Source organism: Arthrobacter sp. BE255 (genome assembly GCF_031457335.1).
In the GTDB taxonomy this organism is placed as follows: Bacteria; Actinomycetota; Actinomycetes; order Actinomycetales; family Micrococcaceae; genus Arthrobacter.
In genome coordinates this window covers 48,301-69,677 of record NZ_JAVDWK010000014.1, presented here as the reverse complement: position 1 = coordinate 69,677, position 21,377 = coordinate 48,301, and the positions used below count along the sequence as shown (strand labels likewise).

Annotated in this window: 20 protein-coding genes; 7 read left to right on the top strand and 13 right to left on the bottom strand. The window is 66.3% G+C overall.

Going from position 1 to position 21,377, the window contains the following annotated elements:
- Positions 1–11: 11 nt before the first annotated feature.
- From J2X42_RS20105 to J2X42_RS20070, 8 genes are all read right to left on the bottom strand, one after another.
- The gene (locus J2X42_RS20105) at positions 12–3,431 is read right to left on the bottom strand and encodes an ATP-binding protein (RefSeq protein ID WP_310167675.1); all 3,420 of its coding nucleotides are present in this window, start codon (positions 3,429–3,431) and stop codon (positions 12–14) included.
- The gene (locus J2X42_RS20100) at positions 3,428–4,078 is read right to left on the bottom strand and encodes a DUF4194 domain-containing protein (RefSeq protein ID WP_310167674.1); all 651 of its coding nucleotides are present in this window, start codon (positions 4,076–4,078) and stop codon (positions 3,428–3,430) included. Before J2X42_RS20100 ends, J2X42_RS20105 begins: the two co-directional genes overlap by 4 nt.
- Positions 4,075–5,517: a DUF3375 domain-containing protein gene (locus tag J2X42_RS20095; RefSeq protein WP_310167673.1), complete on the bottom strand. Its 1,443-nt coding sequence runs from the start codon at positions 5,515–5,517 to the stop codon at positions 4,075–4,077. Before J2X42_RS20095 ends, J2X42_RS20100 begins: the two co-directional genes overlap by 4 nt.
- Positions 5,518–5,621: 104 nt before the next feature.
- Positions 5,622–6,029 (bottom strand): type II toxin-antitoxin system VapC family toxin, encoded by a 408-nt coding sequence (locus J2X42_RS20090; RefSeq protein ID WP_310167672.1) that lies wholly within the window; start codon positions 6,027–6,029, stop codon positions 5,622–5,624.
- Positions 6,026–6,289, bottom strand: a complete 264-nt coding sequence (locus J2X42_RS20085) for a type II toxin-antitoxin system prevent-host-death family antitoxin (protein ID WP_310167671.1) — start codon at positions 6,287–6,289, stop codon at positions 6,026–6,028. The genes J2X42_RS20090 and J2X42_RS20085 overlap by 4 nt, the downstream gene beginning before the upstream one ends.
- Before the next feature lie 48 nt (positions 6,290–6,337).
- Positions 6,338–7,105, bottom strand: a complete 768-nt coding sequence (locus J2X42_RS20080) for an alpha/beta hydrolase (protein WP_310167669.1) — start codon at positions 7,103–7,105, stop codon at positions 6,338–6,340.
- A 63-nt stretch (positions 7,106–7,168) separates the two neighbouring features.
- Positions 7,169–8,449, bottom strand: coding sequence for an NAD(P)/FAD-dependent oxidoreductase (locus tag J2X42_RS20075; protein WP_310167668.1), 1,281 nt, complete (start codon positions 8,447–8,449; stop codon positions 7,169–7,171).
- 2 nt (positions 8,450–8,451) lie between these two features.
- Complete coding sequence (locus tag J2X42_RS20070) at positions 8,452–8,838, bottom strand: TfoX/Sxy family protein (RefSeq protein ID WP_310167667.1); 387 nt, start codon at positions 8,836–8,838, stop codon at positions 8,452–8,454.
- A 326-nt stretch (positions 8,839–9,164) separates the two neighbouring features.
- Between J2X42_RS20070 and J2X42_RS20065 the strand changes: the two genes are divergently transcribed.
- The gene (locus tag J2X42_RS20065) at positions 9,165–9,368 is read left to right on the top strand and encodes a cold-shock protein (RefSeq protein ID WP_066274236.1); all 204 of its coding nucleotides are present in this window, start codon (positions 9,165–9,167) and stop codon (positions 9,366–9,368) included.
- Positions 9,369–9,469: 101 nt separating this feature from the next.
- Here the strand turns inward: J2X42_RS20065 and J2X42_RS20060 are convergent, their stop codons facing one another.
- Positions 9,470–9,949 (bottom strand): hypothetical protein, encoded by a 480-nt coding sequence (locus tag J2X42_RS20060; RefSeq protein WP_310167666.1) that lies wholly within the window; start codon positions 9,947–9,949, stop codon positions 9,470–9,472.
- Positions 9,950–9,988: 39 nt separating this feature from the next.
- On the opposite strand from J2X42_RS20060, the gene J2X42_RS20055 reads away from it, so the two are divergent.
- Positions 9,989–11,257 (top strand): plasmid pRiA4b ORF-3 family protein, encoded by a 1,269-nt coding sequence (locus tag J2X42_RS20055; RefSeq protein WP_310167665.1) that lies wholly within the window; start codon positions 9,989–9,991, stop codon positions 11,255–11,257.
- A 58-nt stretch (positions 11,258–11,315) separates the two neighbouring features.
- On the opposite strand, the gene ctaD is transcribed toward J2X42_RS20055, so the two are convergent.
- Positions 11,316–13,070 (bottom strand): cytochrome c oxidase subunit I, encoded by a 1,755-nt coding sequence (gene ctaD / locus J2X42_RS20050; RefSeq protein ID WP_310167771.1) that lies wholly within the window; start codon positions 13,068–13,070, stop codon positions 11,316–11,318.
- Between the two features lie 95 nt (positions 13,071–13,165).
- On the bottom strand, positions 13,166–13,900 hold the full coding sequence (locus tag J2X42_RS20045) for an FCD domain-containing protein (protein WP_310167664.1): 735 nt from the start codon (positions 13,898–13,900) through the stop codon (positions 13,166–13,168).
- A gap of 190 nt (positions 13,901–14,090) precedes the next feature.
- On the opposite strand from J2X42_RS20045, the gene J2X42_RS20040 reads away from it, so the two are divergent.
- Together J2X42_RS20040 and J2X42_RS20035 are read left to right on the top strand one after the other, a co-directional pair.
- Positions 14,091–14,636 carry a gluconokinase gene (locus tag J2X42_RS20040; protein ID WP_310167663.1) on the top strand — a complete coding sequence of 182 codons (546 nt, stop codon included), beginning with the start codon at positions 14,091–14,093 and terminating at the stop codon, positions 14,634–14,636.
- A gap of 64 nt (positions 14,637–14,700) precedes the next feature.
- A complete protein-coding gene (locus J2X42_RS20035; RefSeq protein WP_310167662.1) occupies positions 14,701–16,104 on the top strand; it encodes a GntP family permease in 1,404 nt (467 codons plus the stop codon).
- A 105-nt stretch (positions 16,105–16,209) separates the two neighbouring features.
- Here the strand turns inward: J2X42_RS20035 and J2X42_RS20030 are convergent, their stop codons facing one another.
- On the bottom strand, positions 16,210–16,863 hold the full coding sequence (locus tag J2X42_RS20030) for a response regulator transcription factor (RefSeq protein ID WP_310167661.1): 654 nt from the start codon (positions 16,861–16,863) through the stop codon (positions 16,210–16,212).
- On the bottom strand, positions 16,860–18,200 hold the full coding sequence (locus J2X42_RS20025; protein WP_310167659.1) for a sensor histidine kinase: 1,341 nt from the start codon (positions 18,198–18,200) through the stop codon (positions 16,860–16,862). The genes J2X42_RS20030 and J2X42_RS20025 overlap by 4 nt, the downstream gene beginning before the upstream one ends.
- 176 nt (positions 18,201–18,376) lie before the next feature.
- Here J2X42_RS20025 and J2X42_RS20020 point away from each other — a divergent pair, with 176 nt between their 5' ends.
- From J2X42_RS20020 to J2X42_RS20010, 3 genes are all read left to right on the top strand, one after another.
- Positions 18,377–19,510 carry an ABC transporter permease gene (locus J2X42_RS20020; protein ID WP_310167658.1) on the top strand — a complete coding sequence of 378 codons (1,134 nt, stop codon included), beginning with the start codon at positions 18,377–18,379 and terminating at the stop codon, positions 19,508–19,510.
- A gap of 106 nt (positions 19,511–19,616) precedes the next feature.
- Positions 19,617–20,312 (top strand): ABC transporter ATP-binding protein, encoded by a 696-nt coding sequence (locus J2X42_RS20015; RefSeq protein WP_310167657.1) that lies wholly within the window; start codon positions 19,617–19,619, stop codon positions 20,310–20,312.
- Positions 20,313–20,436: 124 nt separating this feature from the next.
- Positions 20,437–21,255 (top strand): SDR family NAD(P)-dependent oxidoreductase, encoded by an 819-nt coding sequence (locus J2X42_RS20010; RefSeq protein ID WP_310167656.1) that lies wholly within the window; start codon positions 20,437–20,439, stop codon positions 21,253–21,255.
- Positions 21,256–21,377: the final 122 nt, after the last annotated feature.

Genomic DNA, 21,377 nt, shown 5'->3' with positions numbered 1-21,377 from the left:
CTGCGGAGACCTCACCCCGCACGGCGGTCCCGCTCGTCCCGGTACTCCTGGATGGTCATGTTCCGCAGCTGCGAATCGTTCCCGTTGGTGTTGGCGACGAAGCCCACGTGTGCCACAAAAGGTTCGATCACGTGGATTTTCTGCAGGGGAGTGACGATCAGCAACTGGAGCTTCATCCGCTGGAACAGCTCCAGGCCGTACCGCGCCGATTCGTCGGATCCGCGGCCGAAGGCCTCGTCGATCACCACAAACCGGAAACTGCGGCCCTTGCCGGCGCTCCGGCCCGAAGCTGCGCCTGCTCCCTGACCGGCCCCCAGCCCGAACTGGAACGCCAGCGCCGCGGCCAGGATGGTGTACGCCAGCTTCTCCTTCTGGCCTCCGGACTTTCCGCCGGAATCGGTGAAATGCTCAAACTCCTCGCCGGTCTCGGTCCATTTCTCCGAAGCGGAGAAGGTAAACCAGTTCCGCACATCGGTGACCTTCGCCGTCCACCGCTCGTCAAGGTTGGTGAATCCGTCGCGCCCCCGGAACCGCTCGATCAGCCGTTCCACCTGCAGGTACTTCTGTTCGGAGTACTGGTCCTCGTCCCCGATGGTCCCCTCCGAGCAGGCCCGCAGGTCCGTCGCGAACTGCCGGACGTCAAGGTCCGTGGTGTTCTGGTGTTCCAGCTGGATGTGCCGGCCGCGGTTGTACTCGATGGTTGCCAGTGACAGGTTGATCTCCGATATCCGGCTCACGATGTCCTGCCGGCGGCTGTCCAGGAAGGCATTGAACGCCACCACCTCGTGGATGGTGTTCTGGTTCAGCGATTCCTTGAAGTGCGCCTCGAACTTGGGCAGATCATTCTTCTCCAGCTGGTCCAGCAGCCGCTCGTAGTCGCCCGCCGCGTCCAGTGAGGCGTCGATTTCGGTGGTTTCGTTCGGGTATTTGTTCCGGAAGTCGGCCATCAGGCGGACCGTGTCGGCTTCCGCCCTGGCCAGCCGCTTGGACAGCGCATCGATGGTGGCCGTGAGTCCTTGCCTTACCGCACTCTCCACCGCCACCGTGTTCTTGTAGGTGAGGACCTTCTCCCCGGGCGCCGCGGCGGCGAGGCCGGCGACGGAAGCCAGCAGCCCGGCGTCGTCCGTCAGCGGCTCAGCCTGGAGCTGCGCACGGCACTCCGCGATGGCCTCGGCAAGGTTCTCAGCGTCCTTCTCGTTGGCACCGAGCCGCTGCTGGAGTTTGCCGGCCCGCTCCTCGAACCGCCGCAGGTCCGCATTCAGCGCAGTTTCCCTCGCTGCCAACTGCTGCAGGACGTCGCTGGCGGACTCCAGCTGCCGGCGCTCCTCCTTCACCTCCTCAATCCGCCTGGCCGTGAGCTCCCAGCTGATCTCGCCGAAATCCGCGACTGACCGGACGGTCCCCAGCTGCTGGTTTTTTCGTCCGATGTCACCGAGCTGTCCGTCCACCTTGGCCAGCTGCGTCCCGGCCACCTGCAGCTGGCCCGTGACCTCGTCCAGCTCGGCCAGGAAACGATTGATTTTGTCCTGGTTGTCCCAGCCCAGCACGTAATTCCGCCGGTCCGCCAGGTCCTTCCGGTCATCCTTCTCGTGCCTGCCGCGGCCGCCCTTGAGCTGGCCATTGGCCGTGAGCGCCTTGGGGTGGCGGCGGAAGTCGGCCAGGTTATCGCAGCAGACGTAGTCGAACCGGCCGGCCAGTTCGTCCAGCAGGAAATCGCGGAACGGAGTGCCCTGCCGGATGGCAATCTTGGCGGCCAGCGTGCCCGGCTCTGCAGCCTTGGGGGAGTACGCGTCGCCCACCTTCAGGTAGACCAGGCGTCCCTTCAGGTTGTTCGCGTCCACCCAGCTGCTCACGGCCGCATAGTGTTCCGACGGCACCAGCAGCGACAGCGCAAAGCCGCGCAGCGTACGTTCCGCCGCGCCTTCCCAGCCGGCTTCGCCGTCGCGGACGCGCAGCAGTTCGCCGGCAAACGGCAGCGCCTTCTCCGGCACTCCCGTTCCCTCACACAGCCGACGCCGGATCTCCAGTTGCGGCAGCGGCAGCAGGTCGCGGCGGGACTGCAGGCTGGTTAGCTCGGCCTTGATGTCGGCCGCCCGCCCGTTGAGGACCGTGCGGGTCATGGTCAGTTCGGTGCGGTCGTCCTGCAGGTCGGTGTACTGCCGGCCCAAAGCGGATTCGACGGCGGCCAGGCCGTCCCGGTTGGCATCGAACAGCACGCGGTCCTCGGGGGCGCGGAGGCCCAGTTCCGCCGCGGCGGCGGTGTAGGTCTGGTAGCGGATCCGCTGCGCCGCGGCCTCGGTGCCCAGCCGGGCGACGTCGGCGTCGATGGCTGCCAGCCGGCCGCCTCCATTGGAGCGGATGTCCTCCGCGACGGCGCCGAGTTCGTGCCGGAGCCCGGAGATCCGGGCGGTGAGGGCGGCGTTGTCCTCATCCAGGCGTTTGCCGGTACTCTCCAGCTCCGCCGCGTGTTCCAGGCTCAGGATGAGGCGCTGGTTGGTGAACCAGGGGTGGAGCTGGTCCCGCTGGTCCCGGGCCACCTGGTCTTCACGGGTCAGGCCGGCGTGCCTGGCGGCACCGTCACGGATGGGGGTCAGAAGGCTGATCTGGTCCTTGGCCCGGAGCACGGCGCCGTGGGCTTTCTTGAGGTCATCGAAGTGGCTGATCAGCTTGCCGATCCGGGTTTCGACGTCGTCCTCGTCCAGCATGTTGGTGCGCACAAAGGAGGTGATGTTCTCCACCTGCTTCATGGACACCGTGCGGTGGAACAGCTCCATGGCCTGGTTCCCGCTGATGCCGAACTGCCGTTTGAAGGCAGCGGCATACGGCTCGAAGGCGTCATGCACGGCCACGCCGGCGGCTTTCAGTTTCTTCTTTAGCTTGGCGGGGTCCTGGCCGAAGTTGGCGAAGTCCTCGGCGATGGACTGGTCCGTTTCCGCCAGCGAGTAGAAGCGGTTGGGCTGGCCGGCCTCCTGGACGGCCCAGAGCGTGATGGCCAGCGTGACCGACTTGCCCAGCACCGCGTTGTGGAAGACGGCGAGCACCACTGTCAGCGCGCCGGTTCCGCGCAGCGACACCGGCTTGGAGTTCTCGCCGCCGGTGCTGCGGGTGCTCTTGTGGTAGCCCCGCACGTAGGACATCAGGCTGCGTTCCTTCTTCTGCGCACCCGCGGCCTTGTTGTACTCAATCTTGTTGGCAGGCAGGAGCAGCGTGGTGATCGCGTCCACCACTGTGGACTTGCCCGAGCCGATGTCGCCGGTGAGGAGGCTGTTGGCCCCGTCCAGCCGGAACGTGCGCACACCCTGGTGGAACGTGCCCCAGTTGAGCAGCTCCAGGCGATGCAGCCGGTAGCCGGGGGGAGTGCCGGCGTCGTCCGGTGTGTTTCCTCCAGGCTCCTCCAGGCTGAACAGGCTGTCCTGCAGGTCGGCGGTCACGGGAGTTCCCTTTCGGTGGTGCCTTCACGAGGTTCCGGGGCGGCGCCCGGTGAGCCGTCCAGCGAGGCGTGGTAGTCGGCCAGCCGTGCGTCGAATTCCTCCAGCCATTGGGCATCCACGTAGGCTTTCAGGATCCGGGCCACCTCGTAGGTGTCTGCCTGGCCGCGGAGTTTCCGGAGGAAGCCCAGCTCCACCACCTTCTTGATGTTGGCGCCGAGCCGGTCCAGGATGCGGGCCTGGTTGCTGGATTCGGGCAGGAAGACGGCCACCATGTCCGTGATCTCCTGCTCCGTCATGATGAGGCGGAGCTCGCTGCTGTTGGTATCGAATTCGAGCATCCGGCCGCGCAGCAGGGCGAGCAGGAGGCTCACGTCGAAGGTGAGCCGGCGGCGGGGGATAAGCCGGGGGAGGTCGCCCTCCGGATCCTCCCGCGACCTGAGGAATGCGTAGCCCTCCGACTCGTCCAGTATCAGGTCCAGCCCGAGCACTTCCACGTAGTCGCGGGCCTGGGACTCAAGGGTGATCAGCGACTGCCAGACCTTCTCGTCCGACTCGGCGTAGACCACGCCGCGGAAGAGCCGGGTGACGACGCCGGGGAGTTCCTCGGGCGTGCGGGCCTGTGTTTCGGTGATGTCCGTGGGGTTCATGCCGGCCTCACAAAGATGATCTGGTCGATGGTCGCTTCGCGGATGCTGCCGTCCGGGAGTTCCCACTTCAACTGCTGGGGCACATCGTCATGGATGCTGGCCCACGGGGATTCGCTGGCCAGCTGGTAGTACGCCACGATCTCGGCGAGCCCCTGCTGCAGCGGGTGGGCCTGGGTGACCTCCACCAGCGTGGCCTGTTCGGCGTCCGCCAGGGCGGCATCCACATTGGTCTTCAGGCGCTCCATGTCCACATGGAACTGACTGAACAGGGCACCTGCATCCACGTCCGCGTCATCGGCGGTGACGACGTCGTCGTCCACCATCACCTTCCGGCTGGGCTCATAGAGCGGGCGCTCGAAAGGCAGTGCCACGTCCACCGACTGCGCGGCGATCTCCATAAATACGCCCGACGGCGGTGCTTCCCGCGTGCCCAGCGCGCCGGATTCGATGCTGCGGATCAGCCTCATGATGCGCTTGTTTTCGAGGAAGACCTTGTCGTCGAGGAGGCGGCGCATCTGCTCGGAGAGCTGCCGGACCGTGGCCTGGGTCTGGTCGACGGCGGGCAGCCAGTCCTGGTGGAGCTTGGTGACGGCGTGAAGGTCCTTGATGCCGGACAGTGCCTCGATCTGTGTGGCGCGTTCCAGCAGGTCCTGCAGTTCGGTGCGGAGCTTCGGCGACATCAGGTAGTCCCAGAATCCCTGGAACGTGCGGCCCTGGAGGGAACTGCTGATGCCCTGCTGGTTGGCAAAGATGGTCTCCAGGAGGTCGCCCTGCCCACCCTCCCACGTGGCGATCTGCTCGCGGACCTGGCGGTCCAGCTTGCGGAAGTTCTGCTCGACCTCGCGGAAATCCGCCAGCAGGTCCTTGGCGAGGGTGGTCAGCTGCTGGAAGTGGTCCAGGGCTTCCGGAGCTGACATCACCTTGATGTTGCCGTCGCGGATCCGCTGCATCTCGGCGTCGATCCCGTCCCGCTGGCGCTGGAGCTCGGCCTGCCTGACCTCGGGGTCGGTTTCGGATTGCTGGACCAAGGCCTTAAGCACCGCGAAGATGCTTGTGAGCCTTGATTGGGTGGCGACGAAGTCCCGGCCACGCAGGTTCTCCACCCAGCGGACCACGTCCTCCGCAGCAGGGGTGAGGTCGTAGTGTGGCTCGTCCTGGCCGGACACGTAGTACTTGCGCAGCCAGGCCCGTTCCGGAGCGGCCCAGTCATCCAGATACTCGGCGGCCGCGCGCGGGAACTTGTCCTCGCCGTAGACGTCGCGGAGTCCGAACAGGACGTCGTCCAGATGGTCAACGAGCTCCTGCCGGCCGATGTCCCGCTTGTTGGGGCCGGTGAAGGCCTTCATGAAGAAACTGACGGCCAGCGGGGCGTTCTGCGCGCGGAGCAGGGACCATCCTGGGTGGTTTTCACGCAGGTTGTTGATGGCGTAGAAATCCATGGCGTCCTCGGGGCGGATCTGTGGCAGCAGTGCGGGATGACTGGTCAGCCCTAAGCTACACGCCGACACCGACAATTTCTGTGGGGGACCAGTGAATTACCTCCTCAGGACGGTCCAGATGCCGCACCCGGCGACAGGACGTTGATGCCGGCATCGACAGCTGCCGCCAGGAGTTCCGCGTCGTAGGCCACGAGAACGTCCGCCTGCAGGCGGATTGCAACGGCCAAGTGCATGGCGTCGGCGCTGCGCAACCTGCCAGGAAGGGCCGCTGCGTACATAAGGTCCGAACGTGCAAGATCAACGAGGTTGATGCCGCCGAGGGCCGCATTGACCAGCTCGCTGGGAATGGCACGACGGTGAGCTGCGCAGTGAAGCTCCGTATAGAGAAGCATCGAGGCGACCAGGGTATGGTTCCGGGACACGGATGTTGAGAGGTACTCGGCAAGGGCTGTTGATTCCCGCTCCTCCGCCACGAGTTTGAGAACGGCTGACGTGTCCGCGTAGATGATCAACGGTCCCCGCGAAGGTCGTCCAGAATCTCCTCCGTGCTGGATTCCAACGGGATCCGCGGCAGGGTCCTGAAGTCTACGGGGCCAGTCGCCGCGCGGACCTGGCCTGCCAGCAGCAGACGTTCAAACGGAGAAGCCGACGGCGGGATGAGCGTCGCGGCGATTTCGCCATTGTTGGTGACGTCGATCGTCTCGCCGTTTTTCACGCGCTCAAGGATCTTGCTGCTCTCGTTACGCAGTTCGCGGTGCGGAATAGTTGTCATGATTGCCTCCGTAGCAATCGTAGCAACTTCGGGACCTGAAGGTAAGTGTCAGCCCTTGCCTTCCGCCTGCTCCCAGTGCCGCCGGAGCAACCCGGCCAGCCGCTGCGGTTCGATCCGGTGCGGCGGGTCGAAGTGGTGGCGCTTGGGGAAGACCTCCAGATGGAAGTCCGGGAAGAACACCCGTGCCAGCCGGGTGGCAATCTCGCCGTAGTCATCCGGGTTGCTCAGGCCGCCCAGGGCGAAGAACACGGGCGGCCGCAAGGCGGCCAGGCGTGCCCTGTCCAGGTCATAGGTCTTGAAGGTGCGCAGGAAGGCCTTGATGCCCGCGGGCCGCTTGGCCATCCACGGCGGCGGGGGACCGTCCGGCGGTGGCGGCAGGACGACGTCGGGCCTCACTCCCAGCCTCATGAAGGCGGGCAGGAACTGCTCCGGTGGCAGTGCTTCCAGCTGCTCATACTCCTTCCAGAGCGCCGCGTGGGCAGGGCTCCAGTCCCAGCTCCCGGCCCAGGCGGGCTCGAGCAGCGCCAGGCTGAGCAGCCTGTCAGGGTGCTTGGCGGCGAACGCCAGCGCGGCCGCGCCGCCGCCGGAGTATCCGACGAGGTGGAACGCCTCCCAGCCGAGGGCATCGGCCTCCCGAAGCACGCCGTCGATCTCCGTGTCCAGGCTCCAATCCACCGGAGGCTCGTCGCCGGCATAGAGCTCCAGGTCCTTGGCGACCGCATGCACGTCCGGTCCCAGAGCCTCGATGAGCCCTGTGTAGGCGGGTTCGGCTGGGAGCACGCTCCCGGGAAGCAGGATGACCCGAATAGATTCCATGGCAGGATGCTACGCCCGGACGGTGGGGTGCGACAGGTGCGGCTGCCGCGTCCCGGGGACGGCTCAGCCAGCTCGGCCGGCGATGTGCTCCGCAACGTACTTGGCGTCGTCACCCACAAGCCCCAGCGTGGCCGACGCCTGGCGGGTCAGCCACGGCAGCCCCACTGCGTACAAGCCCGGAACCTCGGTGACGCCAGCCGTGTGCCGGGGGTAGTTCCACTCGTCCAGCACCGGGATGTCCAGGAAGCTGAAGTCCAGGCCATACCCTGTCGACCAGATGATGCTGGTGATGTTCTCGGCGCCCAGGTCCAGCCGGGCGCCGGACTCTCCGGGAAGCCACTGATCCACGGTGACCGGGTCGGCGGCGGGCGCGTCGATGCCGGCTTTCTCTATATAGGCGTCCGTCATGGCCTTCAGTCGCTGGCCGAACCCGGCCTCCACCATCGCCAGGCGTTCGGGAAGGTCGTCGCTGAACGCGAGTACGCCGTCGTCCGCTCCCTCAAAGCGGCCGTGCAGCCGCACCCCGCGCCGCCCCAGCTCCCGCAGGTGGACGCTGTGGCCGCCGTCATTGCCGGAGACCAGCGGATTGCACATGAAGCGCCCGGCGGGTGAGGGGAGGTTTTCCACCCGGAAACCGTTGAGGCCGTACTCCGGACCGTGCAGGTTGATCTGCAGGATCCAGTGCAGGACATCCTGGCCGCGGTACCGGCGGGGCGCCTCCGGGCAGGACGAGACGGAGAGGTGGACGGTGCGGCCGCCCGCCAGCAGGTCCTCGGTGATCTGCCCGCCGGACTGCCCGGTGCCCACCACCAGCACGGCGCCGGCCGGCAGCTGCTGAGGATTGCGGTAGTCCTGGCTGTGCAGCTGGTGCACGTGCCCCGGGATGTTCAACGACGCCGGCGGGATGCGCGGGCGCTGGAACGCACCGTTCGCAAGCACCACGTTCGTTGCCGCGAACCGCCCTGCGCTGGTTTCCACGCTGAACTGTCCGTCCGCCGCGGCGATCCGGGTGGCCTCCATGCCCAGCTGCACGGGCGCGGCGATCCGCTGCGCGTAGTCGCGGAACAGGTCGATGACGGCGTCGCGGGGGAGGAAGGCCTCCGGCTCGGGTCCGTCGTAGGTGAGGTCCGGCAGCCTGAACAGGAAGTTGGGGGTGTTCAGGTAGAACGAATCCCACCGGTCCTGCCATGCCCCGCCGAGCGCTTCCCTCCGCTCCAGCACCACGTGCTCCACGCCGTGCCGGGTGAGCCAGTAACTGGTGGCCAGGCCCGCCTGCCCGGCGCCGACCACCAGGGTGTCGACCCTCTGAGGGGCCCCTTCTCGTGATGCATCGGGGGAGGGCATGGCTACTTCTTGGCGGCCTTGGGCTTGCGTTCCTTTGGTTCCTTGGGCGGCATGGTGGCCACGTGGGCCAGCGCCTTCTCCACCCAGGCACGCACGCGGGCGTCGTCGCCGTCGCCTTCCGCGTTCCACACCTCCGGCAATCCGGCGTAGCCGGCCATGGGCCGTTCGGCCGGCCCGAACGGGACCGTCCGCTCGGTGCTTTCGAGCTCCACCCGCGCCTCGTCGTCGAGCTTCACCCCGATGACGGGGCCGAACAGTCCGGCGAACATGTTGCCGTTCACGAACGCGCCGAGGTTGCCGAACATCGGTTTCACCACCACGTCCGGGCGGTCCGGGACCACCGAGCGGAAGCGTTCCTTGTCGGCGTCGGACGCCTTGGGCATCTCCATGGTTGTTCTCCCGGGGGTAGGGGTGGGCTGGATCTGTTGGCAGGATATGCCCGCGTCGCCGCCGCGTACAGGTCCGGCATGCAGGGCACGACGGCGGCGGGCGTTTGGCTGCATGAGGCTCGGTCACCGCCCCGTATTGAGTTGTGGTAATTGCTGTCCGGAATCTCCTGTACAGTTGATTTTGTTGTTGTGTTTATGCAGTTGGTAGTTCAGGCAGTACGCGCGGTCGAAAGTCCGCGTTCTTCTGAAGTAGCGGTTTTGAACACCCCACACCGGAGGACCCGAAAGTCGGGACTTTTCCTCCACCTTCACGAAGGACAAAAATAATGGCTACTGGTACCGTCAAATGGTTTAACGCTGAAAAGGGCTTCGGCTTCATTTCCCCCGATGACTCCTCACAGGACGTTTTCGCACACTACTCTGCGATCGCTTCCTCCGGCTTCCGCTCACTCGAAGAGAACCAGAAGGTTTCCTTCGAAACCGAGCAGGGCCCCAAGGGTCCCCAGGCCGTAAACATCCAGTCCCTCTAATTCCTTAGAGAAACTGGGGCCTTAGGGTTTCATATTTCAAAGCAGGGCCGGTCATTGACCGGCCCTGCTTTTTGTTAACCCGGGTGTGCTTCTTATGGGGCTCAGGGCACTAAGAGCTGTATGGGCGGCGCGGTGACAGGCCCGCCGCACTGTTCCGTTCCGCCCACCCTGGTCCAAACAAGGTCCTGTTCCCGCTCGGCCAGCACGGCGCCGTCCGCCGCGAGGGCCCGCACTGTCACCTTTGCCGGATCGCCATAGCTCACGGTGAAAACCCAGGTGTCCTCGTCCTCCCGGCGGCTGTGGAACGGCGGATACGTGACGGTTGGCTGCGGTTCGGGGGAGAACTCCGTGACCACAGTCTTCTTGGGGCCCGGCGTGCCGGCTGTCGGCTCCGGTTCCGAGCATCGCGTCTCGTCGCACACCTTTACATCGCTGACGGCCGCGACGTTCCCCTCAACGTTCACCATCAGGGTTCTGGCGTAGCCGATGGCGGGGCACGCATTGATCGTGCAGCCCGCAGAAGGCATGACCACGACGGCTAACGCCGCGAAGACGCCCAGGATCCCCCGACCCGATTTCATGGTGCGAGTCTACGCCGCCTGTCTGGAACAATGGCCACCATGCAATCAGCCCGTCCCGTCCCTGCTCTTGACCTCCGGATCAGCATTGAGGACACGGATCCGCTGGTCTGGCGCACGCTGAGGGTCCCCGCGGCGCTGACGGTTGCCGAGTTCCACCTCGTCCTTCAGGCAGCCTTCGGCTGGGAGAACCGCCACCTCTACGCCGTCCGGTGCGTTGACCCCGCTGGAAAGCCTCGGGTGATCATGGGGCCCGATGACGCACTGGAGGACCTGGATGCAGAGCCGGCCTCCGGCGTCGTGCTTTCCGGGCTGATCGATGCCGAAGCGCCCACGACCGCGCTTGAATACGACTACGACTTCGGCGACAGCTGGACGCATCAGGTGCAGCTGTTCGGCTCAGCGGAGCTACCGGCCGGCGTGCTGCTCTGCGTTGACGGCGCCAACCGCGGACCTGTGGAGGATTCCGGCGGGTCTCACGGATACCGGCGGCTGGTCCAGATCCTCGGGGACCCGAGACATCCGGAACACCAGGACGCTTCTTACTGGACGCAAGGAATGACCGGCATATACGGCCCGTCCTTTGATGCCACCGAGTTCGACCTCGCGGCCGCCAACCGGAAGCTGCGGCTGCTCAGCCTCCAGTGGTGGCCGCAGCCCGTCACTGACGAGGAACGGGACTCCGTAATCCGTCCGGTCCGCTGGCTGCTCGAACAAGCTGCCCCCGAGGGGATTGAGCTGACCAAGGACGGCTACCTGAAACCCGTTATGGTCCTGCGCGCCGTGGAGGAGCTCGGCTGGAGTGATCCCGTCATGGGCAAGGGGAACCGGGAGGTGAATGTGCCGCTCGTCCGCGAGCTCCGGGAGCACTGCCTGGAATGGAAGCTGCTGCGGAAATTCAAGGGCCGGCTGGTCCTCACACCCCGCGGCAAGCGCGCGCTGGAACGGCCCGGCGACCTGTGGGACTACGTCGTGCAAGCCGTGGCCCTGCCCAAGCACGACGCCGTCCGCCTGGTCACCCGCCTGTACGCGGAGTGGCACCTCCGCGGCATCGCGCCGCCGTCGTACACCGACCGGACGGATGTGATCCGCGATGCCATGGAGACCATGGGCTTCGTGACCCGGTCCGGCCACCGCATACCGGACGAATGGGTCAATGACATACACCAGGTGGTGCGGTGGAACCTGAAGTGCCTGCGCCTGATGGAGCCAAAGGCGGGATACTTTGACCCGGACCTGCTGACCGACGGCGGTGCGAAGTTCCTGCTGGAGGTGCGGGAAGTGGAGCGGACGTCGTCAGACGCGAAGTAGCCGGACGCGCTAAGCAGGGCCGGTCGTTGACCGGCCCTGCTGTCTGTAAAGCGGTGGGTTATTTGTCCGGATTGGGATTCCGGACGTCCTTTTCGCCGATATCGGCGGCGCCCAGGGCTGCTGCCGCAGGGCTGTGGGTGGTGTCGTGTTCGCGGACGCGGAGCTCGGGGTGGTGCAGGTCCAGGGCCGGGCGCTCCGAGCGGATCCGCGGCAGCGACGTGAAGTTGTGCCGCGGCGGCGGGCAGGACGTGGCCCATTCGAGCGAGGCGCCGAAGCCCCACGGATCGTCCACGGTGACCTTCTCGCTGGAGCGCGCCGTGATGTAGAGGTTCCAGAAGAACGGGATCATCGAGGCACCCAGCAGGAAGGAACCCACGCTGGAGAACTGGTTCATCCACGCGAAGTTGTCTTCCACCAGATAGTCGGCGTAGCGGCGGGGCATGCCCATGACCCCAAGCCAGTGCTGGATCAGGAACGTTGCGTGGAACCCCAGGAACAGCATCCAGAAGTGGATCTTTCCGAGCCGCTCGTTGAGCATCTTGCCGGTCCACTTCGGCCACCAGAAGTAAAAGCCAGCGAACATCGCGAAGACCACGGTGCCGAACACCACGTAGTGGAAGTGCGCCACAACGAAGTAGGAGTCGGAGACGTGGAAGTCCAGCGGCGGTGACGCCAGGATGATGCCGGTCAGGCCGCCGAAGAGGAACGTGACCAGGAAGCCCAGGCTCCACAGCATCGGAGTTTCGAATGTCAGCGAGCCCCGCCACATGGTGCCGATCCAGTTGAAGAACTTCACGCCGGTGGGGACCGCGATGAGCATGGTCATGAACGCGAAGAACGGCAGCAGCACCGAACCGGTGACGTACATGTGGTGCGCCCAGACCGTCACCGACAGCGCGGCGATGGCGATGGTGGCGTAGACCAGGCCCTTGTAGCCGAAGATCGGCTTGCGGCTGAAGACCGGGAAGATCTCCGAGACGATGCCGAAGAACGGCAGGGCGATGATGTAGACCTCGGGGTGGCCGAAGAACCAGAACAGGTGCTGCCACAGGACCGCACCGCCGTTTTCAGGATCGTAGATGTGGGCGCCGAACTTACGGTCAGCGCCGAGGGCGAACAGTGCCGCAGCGAGGGGCGGGAAGGCCATGATCACCAGGATGGCCGTCGCCAGTGTGTTCCAGGTGAAGATCGGAATCCGCCACATGGTCATGCCCGGAGCGCGCATGCAGATGATGGTGGTGATGAAGTTGACCGCGCCCAGGATGGTGCCGAAACCGGACAGCGCCAGGCCGAAGACCCACAGATCACCGCCCACACCGGGCGTGAACGTCGTGTTGTTCAACGGCGCATACGCGAACCAGCCGAACGCTGCCGCGCCCTGCGGGGTGATGAAACCGGAGACCGCGATGGTGGATCCAAAGAGGAAGAACCAGAACGCCAGGGCGTTCAGCCGCGGGAAGGCAACGTCGGGCGCGCCGATCTGCAGTGGCATGATCACGTTCGCGAACCCTGCGAATAGAGGAGTGGCGAACATCAGCAGCATGATGGTGCCGTGCATGGTGAAGAGCTGGTTGTACTGCTCCTTGGTCTGCAGGATCTGCATGCCCGGTTCGAAGAGTTCGGCACGGATCAGCAATGCCATGATGCCGCCGATGATGAAGAACACGAACGACGCGATCAGGTACATGTAGCCGATGATCTTGTGGTCCGTGGAGGTGATCCAGCTGACCACCATGCTGCCTTTGCGCCGCGGTACAACGGCAGGTGCGGCAGGTGCCGCGGTCCCTGGACGTGAATGCCCGGTGATGGCCATTTTCCACCTCACAGTTCCGCCTTGACGGCGCTGATGGGCCCGTTGCGTGAGCCCCTATTTGCAGGCTACTCCAGGAGCTCGGCGCGCGGGAAGAGTCAGTTCAGGCCCATGGCGTTCCGGACCTCGTCCAGGATGTGGTGCATGGCGGTCTCAGCCGTAACCGCGTCCCCGCCGGCCACTGCGGCGGCCACGTCCTCGTGCGCCTGCAGCGCCTCGTTCCGCGGCTTGAACGGCATCAGCCCCTGCTGGGTGCGGCTGGTGAGCACCTCGGCCACCATGCCCTCCAGCGCCGTGAACATCTCGTTGCCGCAGCTGTGCAGCAGCAGGCGGTGGAACTCGATGTCCGCTGCCAGGAAGGCCTCGAGTTCGCCGGCCTCGCCCAGGCGGCGAAGGTCCGCCGCCAGCGACAGCAGCTTGGCGCGCTCGGCGGCGCTGGCCCGGCGGGCAGCGCCGGCGGCCGCAATGGGTTCGACGGCGATGCGCAGCTCGGTGAGGCTGCTGTACTGCTCTGCGCGGTTGGCTGAGGCGAGGCGCCAGCGCACCAGCTTGGGGTCGTAGACGTTCCAGAGCGCACGTTCCTGCACCACGATGCCCACGCGCCGGCGCGAATACACCAGGTTCATCGATTCCAGGACCTTCATGGTGTCCCGGGCGACAGTGCGGGAAATCCCGTACTCCTGCTGCAGCACGTCCAGCGTCAGCCGGCTGCCGGGCGGAAGGCTCCCGGACGCGATGGCAACGCCAACCGCCTCCAGAACACGTTCGTGCATCGCGGGGGAGGCCCCGCCGTCGTCCGCGTTATCCGCGTGGTCCACTGTCGCCGTCGACATGTTTCCTGCCTCTCTATGCGCCGCAGCGCACTCACAGGATACCGAAGATTAAGCCAAAGGTATGACTTGTGACACTCAAAGATAGTATCTGTGGCGCCAAATGGTGATACCTTATCTCCAGCGCACTTCGCAGCAGGTGTGCGGCGAGCTTCTTCCTTTAGCCAAAGACGTCTTCACCGGAGGTACAAACATGCAGAATCCAGCCACGCATCTGGTGGTGATGGGCGTTGCCGGGTCCGGCAAGTCCACCATCGCGGCAGCCCTCTCCCAGCAGCTTGGCTGGGCCTGCGCCGAGGCCGACGAGTTCCACCCGCAGTCCAACATCGACAAGATGACCCAGGGCATACCGCTCCAGGACGGGGACCGCTGGCCCTGGCTGCAGGAGATCCAGGACTGGATGACCGCCCAGGCCGCCGCGGGGAAGAGCACCGTCCTCACCTGCTCCGCGCTCAAGCAGACCTACCGCCAGCTGCTCTCCGAAGCGCAGGGCCGCGTGCTGTTCATCCACCTCGACGGCGGCGCAGACCTGATCGGCCAGCGCATGCAGGGCCGCGAAGGCCACTTCATGCCGCCCACGCTCCTGCCCAGCCAGCTGGCCACCCTGGAACCGCTGACCGACTGCGAACTCGCCGCCGGCAGCCTGCGCCTGGACATCTCCCTCTCCCCGGAGGAGATCGTCGCCGCCGTCATCGCCGCCCTCAAGCTGCCCGCGGACCAGGCGCCCAGCGCCTGCTGAGCCCCCGGCTTCGCCAGCCGCCCCGATTTTCCCCAACCCCTAAGTGCTGTTTCAAAGGAGAACCATGACCATCGAAGGATGGACCCAGACGCTGGGCGCAGGACCACTGCTGCTCATCGCTGCCGCGGCAATCGCCGTACTGCTGATCCTGATCATCAGGATGCGCATGCATGCGCTGCTGGCGCTGATTCTAGTCAGCCTCGCCACGGCCTTTGCCACCGGAATCCCCGCCAACAAGGTGGTACCGGTGCTGATCGACGGCTTCGGCACAACCCTCGGAACCGTGGCCCTGCTCGTCGGCCTGGGCGCGATGCTCGGCCGGATCGTGGAAACGTCCGGCGGCGCGAAGGTCCTGGCCGACTACATGATCGGCATCTTCGGCGAAAAGCGTGCCCCGTTCGCGCTGGGCCTGGCCTCCCTGATCTTCGGGTTCCCGATCTTCTTCGACGCCGGCCTGGTGGTCATGCTGCCTGTCGTCTTCGCCGTCGCCCACCGCCTGGGCGGGGGAGTGCTGCGCTTCGGCCTGCCCGCTGCCGGCGCGTTCTCCGTGATGCACATCTACCTGCCCCCGCACCCGGGCCCGGTCTCGGCGTCGGCCTTCTTTGACGCGAACATCGGCCTGGTGACCATCGCCGGCCTCCTCACCGCCATCCCCACCTGGTACATCACCGCCTACCTGTTCGGCCTGTGGACCGGCAAGAAGCTGGAACTGCCGGTACCGGAACTGCTGGGCCACGCCACAGCCGAGGCCGAGTCCCACCCGCCGCGCTTCCGCACCATCATCGGCCTGCTGCTCCTGCCGCTGGCGCTGATCTTCATCAACACCGGCCTGAACACCCTGGCCTCCTCCGGCGCGCTGTCCGCAGGTGTCAAGAACGAGCAGTGGTTCCAGCTGCTGCGCACCCTCGGCGAAACCCCGGTGGCACTGCTCATCACCGTCTTCGTGGCGATGTTTGTCCTCGGTGCCCGCCGCGGGGTCCACAACGGCGTGCTGGAACAGCTGCTCGAGTCCTCGCTGGGCCCGGTCTGCTCGGTCATCCTGATCACCGGCGCCGGTGGCATGTTCGGCGGCGTCCTGCGGACCTCCGGCATTGGCGCCGCCCTGGCCGACGTGCTGGGCAACATGGGTATCCCGCTCATCCTGGCCGCCTTCCTGATCTCGTCCATCCTGCGCATCGCCCAGGGGTCGGCCACCGTGGCGCTCACCACCACCGCCGGCCTGATCGCCCCGGCCGTTGCGGCGGCAGGGCTGACCGGCATGCAGGTGGCCGCCATAGTCATCGCCGCGGCCGCCGGTTCCGTGGTGGTCTCGCACGTCAACGACGCCGGCTTCTGGATGGTTGGGCGGTTCTTCGGCATGGACGTCAAGACCACGCTGAAGACCTGGACCGTCATGGAAACCCTCATTGGCGTGATGGGCTTCGGCATCGCGGCGGGCATCTTCGTCCTCGCGGGGGTTGCGGGCTAGCTTCCCCAACCAAGTAGCGCTAAGAGTCGTTTTGAAAGCTCAAAACGACTCTTAGCGCTACCTGCTTTTGGGGGTCCACCGTCACTCCCGGGCAGTTGCAGGCAGCTACTGGCCAGGGGCGCGGATGATGCGCCGCTGGGTTGCCGCGGAAATGGCGGCGGTGCGGTTGTCCACGCCCAGTTTTCCGTAGATGTGCACCAGGTGGGTTTTCACGGTGGCCTCGGAGATGAAGGTCTTTTTGGCGATGGCCCGGTTGGACAGTCCGGTGGCCAGCAGTTCGAGCAACTGGATCTCCCGCGGCGTCAGTGCAGGCGCAGGATTCGCGATCCGCTTCATGAGCAGGGCAGCTATTTTGGGAGCCAGGGCGGTCTGGCCGGCAGCGGCTGCCAGCACGGCCTGGCGGATCTGTTCAGGCGGCGCGTCCTTGAGCATGTAACCGCTGGCGCCTGCCTCCACGGCGGCCAGGATGTCCGCATCCGTGTCGTACGTGGTCAGGATCAGGACCGGCGGGGCCGGTTCCAGCAGCCTGATCTGTGCCGTCGCGGTGACGCCGTCCATGCCGGCACCCATTTGCAGGTCCATCAGCACGACGTCGACCGGCTCACCCAGGGTCTGCAGCCGTTTCAGCTCCCTGAGTGCCGCATCGCCGTCGGCTGCTTCTGCCGCCACGGAGATGCCCTCGAATTCGGTGAGCATGGCCCGCAGCCCGGCCCTGACCACGGGATGGTCATCGACCAGCAGAATGCGGATCCGGCTCACCGTCCGTCCCTCCCGGGAACGTCGTTCAGCGGCAGACGCACCGCCACGACGGTCCCCTCGCCCGGTGCTGATTCGAGTTCGAGGGAGCCTTCAAGCGCGGTCACCCGTTCCCGCAGCGACGGGATCCCGAAGCCGCTCCCGTCTGAACGCCCATCCATCCGCGCGGCCAGCCCGGCGGGGTCGAAGCCGGCGCCGTCGTCGTAGATGTCCAGGGTGACTTCGCTGCCCAGGAATGCGAGGGTCACGACGGCGTTGCCCGCCTTGGCATGGTCCCTGACGTTGGCGAGGCTGGCCTGGGCGGCCCGCAGGAGGGCCACCCGGTACGGCTGCGGCAGTTCAACGGGGTCGCCGTCGAGTTCAAAACGGCACCGCAACCCCGGGCCCTCGGCGGCGGCGCTGGTCTCGGTGCTCTCGCAGAGCCGGCGCAGGCTCTCCACCAGGGAGGACTCGTGCAGCTGCGGTGAAGAGAGTCCACGGACAAAGTTTCGGGCCTCCGCCAGGTTCTCCGACGCCGTCTGCTGCACCAGGGCAAAGCGCGCGGCAGCGGTGGCGGTGTCGCCGTCGGCCAGCGATTTTTCCGCCGCGCGGGCCACCAGCACGATGCTGGACAGGCCTTGGGCGAGGGTGTCATGGATTTCCCGGGCCAGCCGTTCGCGCTCAGCCAGGACACCGGCGTCGTGCTGGGATGCTGCCAGTTCCGCACGGGTCCGGCGGAGTTCATCCGCTGCCCGGCGCTGGTTCTCCGCCTCGCGGTAGAGCGCGCGGTAGGCCAGCCCGGTCACCACCGAGAACGCCGCCCCGAAGGCCGGACCCAAAACCACTGCGAGATGCGGCACGGCCAGCCCGCTGACAGCCCACTGGGCGGCAATTACCGCGGCCGTCATCAGCGCGATGGTCAGCAGCGCAATCCGCCGCGGGAGAAGGTGCAGGTGCAGGAAGAAGAGCGGGAACGCCAGCCAGGCGAAGTCGGCGCTGGCGGCCAGCAGAACCGCCCACAGCGCGGTGACGAGTCCCAGCCACAGCAGGCCGTAGCGGCGCGGGTCGAATCCTGTGCCGTTTGTGGCGAAGCGCTTTTCCAGGATGGTGCCGGCCAGGTAAACCCCGGCCAGAACTAGCGCGGTCCCGGCCCAGACGGGCAGCAGGGGGTCTCCGACACCTGATACCAGCAGCCTGAGGACGGCCACGCCCAGCAAAGCGGCGAAGCCGACGTGCAGGGTCACTCTCAGCACGTGCAGGATCGCCACGGACGGCGCAGGGTCCAGGCCGCTGAGCAGTGCGTCGTCCGGCCCTTCGGGACCGGTCCCGTCCAGGGGCGGCAGGGATTCTGTGGCGGGCATTTGACCAGCTTATGCGCGCCCGGACTGCGGCGGATCAATCAAATGGTTGACCCGGGAATCCACCGTATGTCTGCCGCCTCTCAACCGCCTGCGCGATGGCGCCGGCGCCCGGCCGCGGGAGGGTGGATACAAGGGCCCTGACGGCCCCGGCGTCATCCACTGAAGGAAGAGAAAACGTGTTTCTTGCTATCCGCGATATCCGCTTTGCCAAGGGCAGGTTCGCCCTGATGGGCGGCGTCGTCGCCCTGATCACCGTGCTGCTGGTGATGCTCTCGGGCCTGACGGCAGGCCTGGGCGAGCAGTCGACGTCGGCCATCGACAAACTCGGGGCCGTCACCGGCAGCGGCGCCGCCTCCAAGCCGGTGGACAGCATCGTCTTCGGCGCGCCGGGCACGAACGAGCCCAAGGCCTCCTTCACCGAAAGCGAAGTCACCGCAGCGCAGCTCGAGTCCTGGAAGGACCGGGCCGGCGTCGAAACCGCCGAACCTCTGGGCATCAGCCAGACCCGGTTCCAGGCCGTGGCCGCGGATACCGGAACGGGCACCGGAACCACCAACGTCGCCGTCTTCGGCGTCGCACCGGACAGCCGGCTGGCACCGTCCCCTGTCACCGCGGACACCGTGGTGATCGGTAAGACAGTCGCCAAAGCCCTGTCCCTGGCGGTTGGCGACAAGGCCAGCGTCGGCGGAACCGAACTGGCCATCAGCGCCATCGTGGAGGACCAGTGGTACTCCCACACCAGCGTGGTCTGGACCGCGCTTCCCGCCTGGACCAAACTCGCCCACCTGACGGGCCCGGAGCAGCTCGGAACCGTCGCCGCCATCACGTATAAAGACGGTGTCACCGTTGACGAGCCGGCCGGCAACGCCGCGGCACACACCGTGAGCGCTTCACGCACCGGATCCTTCCAGGCACTGGGCTCCTACAAGAGCGAGAACGGCTCGCTGACCCTGATGCAGGCCTTCCTCTACGGGATCTCGGCCCTGGTCATCGTGGCCTTCCTGACAGTCTGGACGGTCCAGCGGACCCGGGACATCGCTGTCCTGAAGGCTATGGGCGGATCAAGCGCCTACATCCTGCGGGACGCCATCACCCAGGCTGCGATCGTCCTGCTGGCCGGTGCGGGAATCGGCGGCGGGATCGGCATCCTCGGCGGCTTCTTCGCAGCGCAGTCGGCCCCTTTCCTGCTCACCCCCGCCACGACGCTGCTGCCCATCCTTGGAATCATCGTCCTGGGCCTGGCCGGAGCAGCCCTGGCCGTCGGCCGCGTCACCAAGGTGGACGCCCTCATCGCCCTCGGCGGGAACTAAAGCCCTCCGGCGCAGCCCCTCCGGAGCCAGCCAGCCGGCCGGTCCGTCCGCGGCCCGGCTCCGTCACAGAGTCCGCCACAGGCCCATTCTCAAAGGAAAAAACACCATGTCCACCAGCCCCCTGAACCTCGTCAACGCCACCCTCGAATACCCCGACGGCGAAGGAACCATCAAGGCCCTGGACACCGTGAACCTCACGGTCCAGGCCGGCCAGATGGTCTCCGTCGTCGGACCTTCAGGTTCCGGCAAATCCAGCCTCCTGGCGGCCGCCGCCACACTCGTCCGCCCCACCCACGGACTGGTGCTCATCGACGGCACCGACGCCACCGGGCTCGGCGACAGGGACCTCACCGCGCTGCGGCGGGAAAAGATCGGCATCATCTTCCAGCAGCCCAACCTGCTCGCCTCCCTGACCGCCGCCGAACAGCTCATCATCGGCGACCACCTGCGCGGAAAGTCCGTCAAGGCCGCCCGGGCCAAAGCTGCAGAGCTGCTCGACGTCGTCGGACTCAGCTCCAGCGCGGACAAACGGCCGCACCAGCTCTCCGGAGGACAGCGCCAGCGGGTCAACATCGCCCGTGCCCTCATGGGCGACCCCAAGGTCCTGCTCGTGGACGAACCCACCGCCGCCCTGGACCACGAACGCAGCGACTCCATCGTCCGGCTCCTTCGCCGCGTCACTGACGATTTCAGCGTCGCCACGGTGATGGTCACGCACGACACCGAATTCCTCCCGCTGACCGACTCTGTCGCCACCATGCGCGACGGCCGGCTCACCGCCCCCGTGCCGGCGAGGGCCTGAAACGCCTCCCGGACCACCTGGGCCATCCGCAGGCGGGACGGCGGGGAACACCGGCCGTCCCGCCGTCGTTGTGCCAGAGGCAGCGTGTTCCACCCGGGCGCTGAACTCAACCAAAGGACACCCCTTGACCCAACGCACCATCGTGATCACCGGCGCCAGCGACGGCATCGGCGCAGCAGCCGCGCGGACGCTGGCCGAAGCAGGGGACCGGGTGGTCGTCGTCGGCCGTTCCGAGGAAAAGACGCAGGCCATCGCGAAGGAGCTGAACGCCGACTACTTCGTCTGCGACTTCGCCGAACTGGCCCAGGTCCGCACCCTCGCCGCGCAGCTGCGGGACGACTACGACCGGATCGACGTCCTGGCCAACAACGCCGGGGGCATCATGGGCAAGCACCAGCTCACCGTGGACGGCAACGAATCCACCTTCCAGATCAACCACCTGGCCCCGTTCCTGCTCACCACCGAGCTGATGGACGTCCTCACCGCCAGCGGCGCCAAGGTCATCAACACCGCCAGCGGCGCCAACAGCTTCGGCAAACTGGACCTCTTCGACCTGAACGCCCAGCACAGCTATTCCACGCACCGCGCCTACGGCACCGCCAAGCTCGCCAACATCCTCTTCACCTCCGAGCTGCACCGGCGCTTCGGCGAGCAGGGGATCACGACGGCGGCATTCCACCCGGGGGTGGTCCGCACCAACTTCGCGGCGGACTCCACCAGCCCCTGGCGGCACGCGTACAAGACCCTGGCCAACCGCTTTATGCTCAGCCCTGACCAGGGCGCCGACACGCTGCTCTGGCTCATCAACGGCACCGCCGGCACCGACTGGGTTTCCGGCGCCTACTACTACAAGCGCGCCCTCGCCAAGGCCAACGCACAGGCGTACGACGCCGGGCTGGCGCAGGGTCTTTGGGAGGCCAGCGAAGAGCTCGTGGCCGGCTGAGCCTCCAGCAGGTGGCGGGTCACGCAGGGTAACAAGCGTGCAATATGAACAAGTTGGCATGATTTTAACGAGCGAAATTCGATGATTGTGCTAATTTCTCTCTGTTGACGTGCATATCTTCG